Origin of the sequence: Rhizobium sp. SEMIA 4085, from assembly GCF_013004495.1 — a bacterium.
Classification (GTDB): domain Bacteria; phylum Pseudomonadota; class Alphaproteobacteria; order Rhizobiales; family Rhizobiaceae; genus Rhizobium; species Rhizobium gallicum.
The window spans coordinates 1-10367 of sequence record NZ_JABEPH010000216.1; the positions used below are offsets into that span (position 1 = coordinate 1).

5 protein-coding genes and 1 pseudogene are annotated in these 10367 nt (G+C 61.1%); 3 read left to right on the forward strand and 3 right to left on the reverse strand.

Annotated elements, in window-relative coordinates:
• Positions 1-941: lytic murein transglycosylase (locus C9413_RS20290; protein WP_170250824.1), on the forward strand; the 941-nt coding region annotated here is incomplete at its 5' end.
• A 148-nt stretch (positions 942-1089) separates the two neighbouring features.
• Positions 1090-2241: a DUF459 domain-containing protein gene (locus C9413_RS20295; RefSeq protein ID WP_223844025.1), complete on the forward strand. Its 1152-nt coding sequence runs from the start codon at positions 1090-1092 to the stop codon at positions 2239-2241.
• Positions 2242-2418: 177 nt separating this feature from the next.
• On the opposite strand, the gene C9413_RS20300 is transcribed toward C9413_RS20295, so the two are convergent.
• The 3 genes from C9413_RS20300 to gltB all read right to left on the reverse strand — a co-directional run bounded on the left by C9413_RS20300 (position 2419) and on the right by gltB (position 8852).
• Positions 2419-3873: a glutamate synthase subunit beta gene (locus C9413_RS20300; protein WP_039846083.1), complete on the reverse strand. Its 1455-nt coding sequence runs from the start codon at positions 3871-3873 to the stop codon at positions 2419-2421.
• A gap of 19 nt (positions 3874-3892) precedes the next feature.
• Entirely contained in the window at positions 3893-4066 is a 174-nt protein-coding gene (locus tag C9413_RS20305) for a hypothetical protein (protein ID WP_166677315.1), read from the reverse strand.
• Positions 4067-4130: 64 nt separating this feature from the next.
• Complete coding sequence (gltB, locus tag C9413_RS20310) at positions 4131-8852, reverse strand: glutamate synthase large subunit (RefSeq protein WP_039846084.1); 4722 nt, start codon at positions 8850-8852, stop codon at positions 4131-4133.
• A 524-nt stretch (positions 8853-9376) separates the two neighbouring features.
• Between gltB and C9413_RS20315 the strand changes: the two are divergent.
• Positions 9377-10367, forward strand: a pseudogene (locus tag C9413_RS20315) (low specificity L-threonine aldolase); the annotation flags it as partial.

Below are 10367 nucleotides of genomic sequence, written 5' to 3' on the forward strand. Positions count from 1 at the left end.
CCACAGCCGGGCTCCCCCGCAAACTGGCCCACAAGCACGCCCCGACCCGGCCGCAATTCGACCGGCTTTCCGGCGTCGACAAGAACCCCATACTGGCGATCTGGTCGAGGGACTCGAACTCCGGCGCAGTCCTCACAAAGGCCGACCGCCTGCACTATGTGCCACGTGCGCTTGCAACCCTTGCCTACGCGGACGACCGCCGCTCCAAATTTGCCAAGAAGCAGCTCGTCGCTGCGCTGAAGATCCTGCAGAACGGTGATATCTCTGCCGATGGCATGACGGGATCGTGGGCGGGCGCCATGGGCCATACGCAGTTCATTCCGACAAGCTATCTGCTTTATGCCGTCGATGCCGACCGCAATGGTCATCGCGACATCTGGAATTCCGTGCCGGATGCACTTGCGACCTCCGCCAACCTTCTCGCAAAGAACGGCTGGGACACCGGCAGGACCTGGGGCTACGAAGTCTCGGTTCCAGCGAGCCTGGCAAAGCAGGTAGGCAAGACACATACGATCGCGCAATGGGCAGCGATGGGCGTCACCCGCCCCAACGGCAAGGGTTTTCGAGACGGCTCAACAAGGGCGGTGCTGAAGATGCCGGCTGGCGCCGGCGGTCCCGGCTTCCTGATGACCGCGAACTTTTTCACGATCAAGAAATACAACGCTTCCGACAGCTATGCGCTTGCCGTTGGCCTGCTTGCCGATGAAATTGCCGGTTATGGTGGCATGAAACAGCGCTGGCCGCGCCCGGAGGGCACGCTCGACATGAAGGAAAAATTCGAGCTGCAAAATCGCTTGAAGACGCTCGGCTATTACAACGGCGAGGTCGACGGCAATTTCGGTTCAGGTTCGAAAGCCGCAATTTCGGCGGTTCAAGAACGCCTCGGCATGCAGGCCGATGGCAAACCCTCGCTCCCGCTCCTGAATGCGCTCCGGCGCTAGACAGGAGAAATCCACGACATAGCTTTCATGGAGAGTGGACGTGTGTGTCCCCTCCATGCGAAAATGTCGCGAGATGTGGGGCATGGCGATGCGTAGATCGGGTAACAGGCTGAAACTGGGCTGGAGGACGCTGCTTTCCGCCGCTCTGATGCTTTCCTTCGGCATCACCGCGCCCGTTGATTTTGCCGACGCGCAGGAGCGCTATTACTACCGCCGCTCGATCTTCGATTTCTTCACCGGCCGCCGCTACATCAACGAAGATTATGCGCCGCCGCCCGAGGTTCGACGCCCGCCGCAGCGTCAGCGCAAACGGCCCCCGCTCGCGCCCAAACCCCCAACCGTCGCCACTGCGCGGCCTGTAGCGCCCGTCCTCCAGGAGCCGGTGGTCCAGAAACTCGAGAATGCCCAAAAGATCCTGATCGTCGGCGATTTTCTCGCAAGCGGCCTGGGCGATGGCATGACGGAAGCATTCAAGACTTCGCCCGGCGTGATCGTAGAGGCCCGAGGCAACGTCTCTTCGGGCCTGGTGCGCGACGATTATTACGACTGGCCCGAACAGCTCCTGAAGATAATGGACGAACTGAAGCCGGCGATGGTCGTCGTCATGATCGGCGCCAACGACCGGCAGCAGATGGTCATCGGCGGCGCCAAGGAGAAGTTCCGCACCGACGCCTGGTATGGCGAGTATCAGAAGCGTGTGCTGAACTTCGGCAAGGAAATAACGAACCGCAAGATACCATTGCTTTGGGTCGGACTCCCTGCTTTCGAATCGCCCTCGATGACGGCCGACGCCGTTCAGATGAACCAGCTCTATCGCAAGCAGGTGGAAAGTATCGGCGGGGAATTCGTCGACATCTGGGATGGCTTCGTGGACGAGAACGGACAGTTCGTCGTTACCGGTTCCGACATCAACGGTCAGCAGGTGCGCCTGCGCACCTCGGACGGCATCAATCTGACACAGGCCGGACGCCGCAAGGTCGCTTTCTATGTTGAAAAGCCGGCCCGCCGCCTTCTCGGCGCGCAGGCAAGTCCCGATCTTGTGCGCCTCGACACCAGCAACCTGCCCCATCTCGGTCTGCCATCGGACCCTGTCGCGCATACGCAGCCGATCAGTCTTTCAGACCCCAACCTCGATGGAGGAGTTGAGCTTCTCGGCGGCAGGCAGCCTCCGGCCACTTTGGCGAACTCGCCACGCGACAAGCTCGTGCAGGAGGGCAAGATGGACCCGGCGCCTCTAGGACGCGTGGACGACTACAGTCTTCCCGCCCCGAAAGAGCCAAAGCAGGTCTCGACCAAATAAGCTTCAGTTCTTTGCCCGAGCGACCGTGCGCATGGAGATTAAATTTTCGTGACGCTCGCTTTCGAACTCGAAGCCGCCTTCGAAGCCCTTGGACAGATGCCCTACAGACTGATCAATAGACCGGCCGCCCGCATATCTTGCGAGCAGCGCGTTCTGTTCGGCTTTAAGCGAGAGCAATCAGCGCGGCAGAACCGTCGAGCCCATCAGCGCTTCGTCGATCGCACGCGCAGCCTGGCGGCCCTCGCGGATCGCCCAGACGACCAGCGATTGGCCACGGCGAACGTCGCCTGCCGTCCATAGCTTGTCGACCGAGGTCTTGTAGTCGTGGTCGTTGGCAACGACATTGGTCGAGCCACGGCGGTCGGTGTTGAGCGTCAGTTTGCCGTCCAGTTCCTTGAGTACGCTGTCAGTGAACGGTCCGCGGAAACCGATGGCGATAAAGGCGAGATCCGCCTTGATGACGAATTCCGTACCGGGAACCGGCTTGCGGCGTTCGTCGACTTCGCAGCACGTGACGCCTGTCAGCACGCCGTCCTCGCCGATGAACCCCAGCGTCGCCACCTGGAACTCGCGGACGGCGCCTTCGGCCTGCGACGAAGAGGTGCGCATCTTGGTTGCCCAGAACGGCCAAACGGCGAGCTTGTCTTCCTTCTCCGGCGGCTGAGGACGAATGTCGAGTTGCGTAACCTTCACGGCGCCCTGACGGAACGCCGTGCCGACGCAGTCCGAAGCGGTATCGCCGCCCCCGACGACGACCACATGCTTGGCGCCGGCCAGGATCGGGTCCGACGCCCAGCCGACGCTGTCGATGTTTTCGCGTCCGACACGCTTGTTCTGCTGCACGAGATAGGGCATCGCGTCATGGACGCCGGCAAGTTCGATACCGGGAATGCCGGCTTCGCGCGGCGTTTCGGAGCCGCCGCAGTAAAGCACGGCATCGTAATCGGACAGCAATTGCTCGACCTTCATGTCAACGCCGACATTGACGCCGCAATGGAAGGTAACGCCCTCGCCCTTCATCTGCTCGACGCGGCGATCGATGAAGTTCTTCTCCATCTTGAAGTCGGGAATGCCGTAGCGCAGCAAGCCGCCCGGGCGGCCTTCGCGTTCGTAGACATGGACCTCATGGCCGGCGCGGCCGAGCTGCTGGGCAGCCGCCATACCAGCGGGACCGGAGCCGATGACTGCGACCTTCTTGCCGGTATGGACCGTTGCCGGCTGCGGACGGATGAAGCCGAGCTCGTAAGCCTTGTCGGCAATTGCCTGCTCGACCGTCTTGATCGCAACCGGCGCATCTTCGAGGTTCAGCGTGCAGGCTTCTTCGCAAGGCGCCGGGCAGACACGGCCGGTGAACTCGGGGAAGTTGTTGGTCGAATGCAAGTTCTGGATCGCCGCTTCCCAATTGTTGTTGTAGACGAGGTCGTTCCAGTCCGGAATTTGGTTATGGATCGGGCAGCCGGTCGGGCCATGGCAATAGGGGATGCCACAGTCCATGCAGCGCGCGGCCTGTTTCTGCACTTCCTGGTCCGACATCGGGATCGTGAATTCGCGGAAATGCCGGATACGATCCGACGCCGGCTGATACTTCGCCACCTGCCGGTCGATTTCCAGAAACCCTGTGACCTTACCCATATTTTCGTCCCTCATCATCTTAAAGCCCAAGACCCGAAGGTCCCCAGTACCAGTAGGCCAGTCCCATGACTGCGCCCAGGGCTACGAATTCCGTTTCAAGGCCGCCGCCGGCAAAAGAAGTTCCGGCGGAAACTGCGGCGGCGAGGCACAGAGAGATGAAGGAATGAAGCAGCGAAAACCGATTTTTCATCATCGTTCTTTCCAGCATCCTCCATGCCGCTCGTCAGGGCAGTGGCCGATCTAGCGATTTAGAGCACTCACTCCGCGGCGATTCCCATCCGGCTCCGTTCCATTTCCTCGAGCGCACGACGGTATTCGACCGGCATGACCTTGCGGAATTTCGGACGGTAGTCGACCCAGTTGTCCAGGATCTGCTTGGCGCGGGTCGAGCCCGTGTAGTGCAGATGGTTGGAGATCAGCTGGTAAAGGCGCTCCTCGTCGTGACGCGTCATGTCACCGGAGACGTCGACGCGTCCCTTGTGCATGAGGTCGCCGCCGTGATGGTGCAGCTTCTCCAGCATGTCGTCCTCTTCCGGAACCGGTTCGAGTTCGACCATCGCCATGTTGCAGCGCTTGGCGAAGTCGCCGGCCTCGTCGAGAACGTAGGCGACACCGCCGGACATGCCGGCCGCAAAGTTGCGGCCCGTTGCGCCGAGCACGACCACCACGCCACCCGTCATGTATTCGCAGCCGTGGTCGCCCACGCCCTCGACAACGGCAATGGCGCCTGAGTTGCGCACCGCGAAACGCTCGCCTGCGACACCGCGGAAGTAGCACTCGCCCTCAGTCGCACCGTAGAGCACGGTGTTTCCGACGATGATGGAATCTTCAGCGACGATCCTCGAGTTCTCCGGGGGCCGGATGATGATTTTGCCGCCCGAAAGGCCCTTGCCGACATAGTCGTTGCCGTCGCCGATGAGAGTGAAGGTGACACCGCGCGCGAGGAAGGCACCGAACGACTGACCGGCTGTCCCCTTGAGTGTGACGTTGATCGTGTCGTCCTTCAGGCCGCGGTGGTTGTAGCGCTTGGCAACCTCGCCAGAGAGCATGGCGCCCGCCGAACGGTCGACATTCTTGATATCGACTTCGATGGCGACCGGCGTCTTCGAGGAGAGCGCAGGCTCGGCCTTTTCGATCAGCTTGCGGTCGAGAATGTCGTCGATCGGGTGCTTCTGACGCGCCGTCCAGTAAGTCTCTGCCTTTGCTGCATCAACCTTGTGGAAGATGCGGCTGAAATCGAGCCCCTTGGCCTTCCAGTGCGCCAGCATCTCGTCCTTCTCAAGCAGTTCCGAGGCACCGATGATGTCGTCGAGCTTGGTGAAGCCGAGCGAGGCCAGGATTTCGCGCACTTCGTTGGCGACGAAGAAGAAGTAGTTGATGACGTGCTCGGGTGTGCCTTTGAAGCGCTTGCGCAGAACCGGGTCCTGCGTCGCAACCCCTACCGGACAGGTGTTGAGGTGGCACTTGCGCATCATGATGCAGCCCGCGGCAATCAGCGGCGCGGTTGCGAAGCCGAACTCATCGGCGCCCAGCAGCGCGCCGATGATGACATCGCGGCCGGTCTTCAGGCCGCCGTCCACCTGCAGGGCGACGCGCGAACGCAGCCCGTTCAGCACCAGCGTCTGCTGGGTTTCGGCAAGGCCGATTTCCCAAGGGCTGCCGGCATGCTTCAGTGAAGTGAGCGGCGACGCACCCGTGCCGCCGTCAAAGCCGGCAACGGTGATGTGGTCGGCGCGCGCCTTGGCAACACCGGCGGCGACCGTGCCGACGCCGACTTCCGAGACGAGCTTGACCGAGACGTCGGACGTCGGGTTGACGTTCTTCAGGTCGTAGATGAGCTGCGCCAGGTCTTCGATCGAATAGATGTCATGATGCGGCGGCGGCGAAATCAGCCCGACGCCGGGCGTCGAATGACGGGTCTTGGCGACCGTCGCATCGACCTTGTGACCCGGCAGCTGGCCGCCTTCGCCGGGCTTTGCACCCTGCGCGACTTTGATCTGCAGCACGTCGGCATTGACAAGATATTCGGTCGTCACCCCGAAGCGTCCCGAAGCGATCTGCTTGATCGCCGAGCGTTCCGGGTTCATCGAGCCGTCGCGCAGCGGCATGTAGCGGTCGGACTCTTCGCCGCCTTCACCGGTGTTCGACTTGCCGCCGATCTTGTTCATGGCGATTGCGAGCGTCGTGTGCGCCTCGCGGCTGATCGAGCCGAAGGACATCGCACCCGTCGAGAAGCGCCTGACGATATCGGCAGCCGGTTCGACCTCGTCGATCGATACCGGCTTACGGCCGAGCTCATCTGCGCTCTTGACCTTGAACAGGCCGCGGATGGTGTTCATGCGCAGCGCCGTGGTGTTCACCATTTCGGAGAATTCGCGGTAGTGATCCTCGGCATTGCCGCGAACGGCATGCTGAAGGGCTGCAACAGCGTCCGGTGTCCAGGCATGGCTTTCGCCACGCATGCGAAAGGCATATTCGCCGCCAATGTCGAGCGTGCTTGCAAGCAACGGGTCGCGGCCGAAGGCGGCCGTATGGCGAGCAACGGTTTCCGTGGCGATCTCTTCCAGGCCGACGCCTTCGATCATCGTTGCGGTGCCGAAGAAATACTTGTCGACGAATTCCGACTGCAGTCCGATCGCATCGAAGATCTGCGCACCGCAATAGGACTGATAGGTCGAGATGCCCATCTTCGACATGACCTTGAGGATGCCTTTGCCGACCGCCTTGATGTAGCGGTAGACGATTTCGCTGGCGTCCACTTCCTTCGGAAATTCGCCCTTGGCATGCATGTCAAGCAGCGTGTCGAAGGCGAGATAGGGGTTGATCGCTTCAGCACCATAGCCCGAGAGCAGGCAGAAGTGATGCACTTCGCGCGGCTCGCCGGTCTCGACGACAAGACCGACCGACGTTCGAAGCCCCTTGCGGATCAGGTGATGGTGGACGGCAGCGGTCGCCAGCAGCGCCGGGATCGCGATGCGATCTGGCCCGATCTGACGGTCGGAAAGCACGATGATGTTGTAGCCACCCTTGACTGCCGCTTCGGCGCGCTCGCAGAGACGGTCGAGCATATCCGGCATGCCGTCGGCACCACGCTCGACATCATAGGTGAAGTCGAGTGTCTTGGTATCGAAACGGTCTTCCGTGTGACCGATCGAGCGGATCTTTTCGAGATCGCCGTTGGTCAGGATCGGCTGGCGCACTTCGAGACGCTTGGCGTTCGCCATGCCGGTATGGTCGAGGATGTTCGGCCGCGGCCCGATGAAGGAAACCAGGCTCATGACAAGCTCTTCGCGGATCGGATCGATCGGCGGGTTCGTGACTTGGGCGAAGTTCTGCTTGAAGTAGGTGTAGAGCAGCTTCGACTTGTCGGACATCGCCGAAATCGGCGTATCCGTACCCATCGAGCCGATCGCTTCCTGACCCGTCGTCGCCATCGGCGACATCAGGATTCTCGTGTCTTCAGTTGTGTAGCCGAAGGCCTGCTGGCGGTTGAGCAGCGAAACATCGCGGCGCAGCGCACGCGGTTCGACCGGCTTCAGGTCTTCCAGGATAAGCTGAGTACGGTCGAGCCAGCTGCGGTAGGGATGCTGTGTCGCAAGCTGCGACTTCACCTCGTCATCCGAGATGATGCGGCCTTCTTCCATATCGATCAGCAGCATCTTGCCGGGCTGCAGGCGCCACTTCTGGATGATGTTTTCTTCCGGAACCGGCAGCACACCCGCTTCCGACGCCATGATGACACGATCATCATTGGTGACGAGATAGCGCGCCGGACGCAGGCCGTTGCGGTCGAGCGTCGCGCCGATCTGCTTGCCGTCGGTGAAGGCGACGGCAGCCGGCCCGTCCCATGGCTCCATCAAGGCAGCGTGGTATTCGTAGAATGCCTTGCGCTCGGCCGCCATCGACTGGTTGCCGGCCCAGGCTTCCGGGATCAGCATCATCACCGCATGCGACAACGAATAGCCGCCGCGCACGAGGAATTCGAGTGCGTTATCGAAACAGGCTGTGTCCGACTGGCCTTCGTAGGAGATCGGCCAGAGCTTGGAGATGTCCTCGCCGAAAAGCGGCGAAGACACCGACGCTTGACGCGCCGCCATCCAGTTGACGTTGCCGCGCAGCGTGTTGATTTCACCGTTGTGGGCAACCATGCGATAGGGGTGCGCCAGCTTCCAGGACGGGAAGGTGTTGGTCGAGAACCTCTGGTGCACGAGGGCAACCGCGCTTTCGAACCGCGGGTCCGACAAGTCCTTATAATAAGCTCCGACCTGATAGGCGAGAAACATGCCCTTGTAGACGACGGTAGATGACGAAAGCGACACCGGATAGAAGTTGCTCTCCTCGCCTTCAAACTCGTCGTAGATGCGGTTGGAGATCACCTTGCGGAGCGTGAAGAGGCGGCGCTCGAACTCGTCGTTCGTCGCGGCATCCTCGCCGGCACCGATGAAGACCTGAACATGATGCGGTTCGGTGGCGGCGATATCCGGCGCCTTGGAGAGCGAGGAGTTGTCGACCGGCACGTCGCGGAAGCCGAGGAAGACCTGGCCCTCCTCGGTGATCACATCCTGGATCACTTTCTTGAAGTGCTCGATCTGCTGTTCGTCGCGCGGCATGAAGATATGGCCCATGCCGTATTCACCGGCCTTCGGCAGGATGACGCCCTGCTTTGCCATTTCCTCACGGAAGAAACGGTCGGGAATCTGCACGAGAAGACCGGCGCCATCGCCCATCAGCGGGTCAGCACCGACGGCACCGCGGTGCGTCAGGTTTTCGAGGATGAAAAGACCGTCCTTGACGATCTGGTGCGACTTCTGGCCCTTCATATGTGCGACGAAGCCGACGCCGCAGGCGTCATGCTCGTTGCGCGGATCGTAGAGACCCTGTTTTCGCGGCAAACCGGAGGCGGATTTACGCGTATTGGCCGTTGCGCGCATGTCTGCTGCTGCGAACTGGTCAAAACCCGTGGATGGCGTCTTCGTCATCTTTCCCTCCTGTCAAAGCCCGCGAGCGGGCGTCTCTTTGTCGCGCGCCGTCCCTTGATACGGGGTTCGGCGCGTGACAGCGCTGTTGCATTATCGAAGATCCGGTCGCGTTGGCCCGCCAAAAGCGAGCCGCCGCGCTCCGCGCCTGCCAGTCGCCGCAGCGCTGCCAAGGCTGCGCTTAAGGGGACTATAGCGTGAAACCCTGCAAAGGTCAGGGCTTTCGGCGCCTCTTCGGCCGCAAAGGCCAAAATAGGACAGCAACACTGTCCTAATTCATCAGTTCTATGCCAGAAACCTATGCGCTCCGCAAGAGCGCGCAATTAAAAAATCGTCGATTTGCGACGGAAGATTGCCAAACTGACGAAAATGACGAAATTAAATTACACGGCGCCGCACTATTTTGTTTATTGATTGCGGAATTCAATTTTTGTGATGCATTGCGACTGAGATGTTTGATCGCGTGAAGCTTTGGCGTAATGTCCCTGCCGATCTTGCCAACCCCACATTTCCTAACGGTTCTTCCCATGAATTTTGCTTCCGACAACTGGGCCGGCGCCCATGAATCTATTGCCCAACGCCTGCTCGCGGCTTCCGCCGGCTTCGCGTCCGCATACGGCACCGGCGATCTCGATAAAAAAGTCGAGGCACGCTTTTGCGAGGTCTTCGAGCGTGAAGTCTCCGTGTTCTTTGTCGCGACGGGTACGGCTGCGAATTCCCTTGCGCTCGCCAGCGTCCAGCGCCCCGGCGGCATCACCTTCTGTCATTCGGAGGCCCATGTCATCGAGGATGAATGCGGGGCACCGGAATTTTTCTCCGGCTCCGCCCGCCTTGTTGCCGTGCCCGGTGCGTCCGGCAAGATCGATCCGGCAAGGCTTTCGTCGAAGATAGCAGACTTCCCTGAGGATGCGGTGCATCACGGCCGCGCCAGTGCAGTTACCATCACCCAGGCAACCGAGATTGGTACGGTCTACACGTTGCCGGAAATCGGCGAGATTTCAGCCATCGCAAAGAAGCGGAACCTGGCTCTTCATATGGACGGCGCCCGCTTCGCGAATGCGCTCGTCGCACTTGGCGCAACGCCTGCCGAAACGACATGGAAACGCGGGGTGGACATGCTTTCCTTCGGTGGCACCAAGAACGGGTGCTGGTGCGCGGAGGCGATCGTCTTCTTTCATCCGGATCAGGCCAAAGAGATGCCTTTTATCCGAAAACGTGCGGCACAGCTCTTCTCCAAGTCGCGCTTCATCGCCGCCCAGTTCGACGCGTATTTCGACAACGATCTCTGGCTCGATCTTGCCCGCCATGCGAACAGCATGGCCGATGGCCTCCGTGGCGGCATCGGCGCCAGCAATACCGCCAGGCTCGCCTGGCCCACCGCCTCAACGGAGTCCTCTCCGTCGTCCCCACGGGCGCGGCGAGAACTGGCGTACATAGGGGGGCGGCGTTCGACGAGTGGCCGATTCGCGCCGCCACGCCTGACCGCGGCGACGACAACGGGGCGCGGGTCCGGCACGT

Bases quoted from the DNA above. Each gene is read 5' to 3' on its own strand.
- C9413_RS20305 (WP_166677315.1), bottom strand. From the start codon at position 4,066: ATGATGAAAAATCGGTTTTCGCTGCTTCATTCCTTCATCTCTCTGTGC.
- C9413_RS20300 (WP_039846083.1), bottom strand. From the start codon at position 3,873: ATGGGTAAGGTCACAGGGTTTCTGGAAATCGACCGGCAGGTGGCGAAG.
- C9413_RS20295 (WP_223844025.1), top strand. From the start codon at position 1,090: ATGCTTTCCTTCGGCATCACCGCGCCCGTTGATTTTGCCGACGCGCAG.
- gltB (WP_039846084.1), bottom strand. From the start codon at position 8,852: ATGACGAAGACGCCATCCACGGGTTTTGACCAGTTCGCAGCAGCAGAC.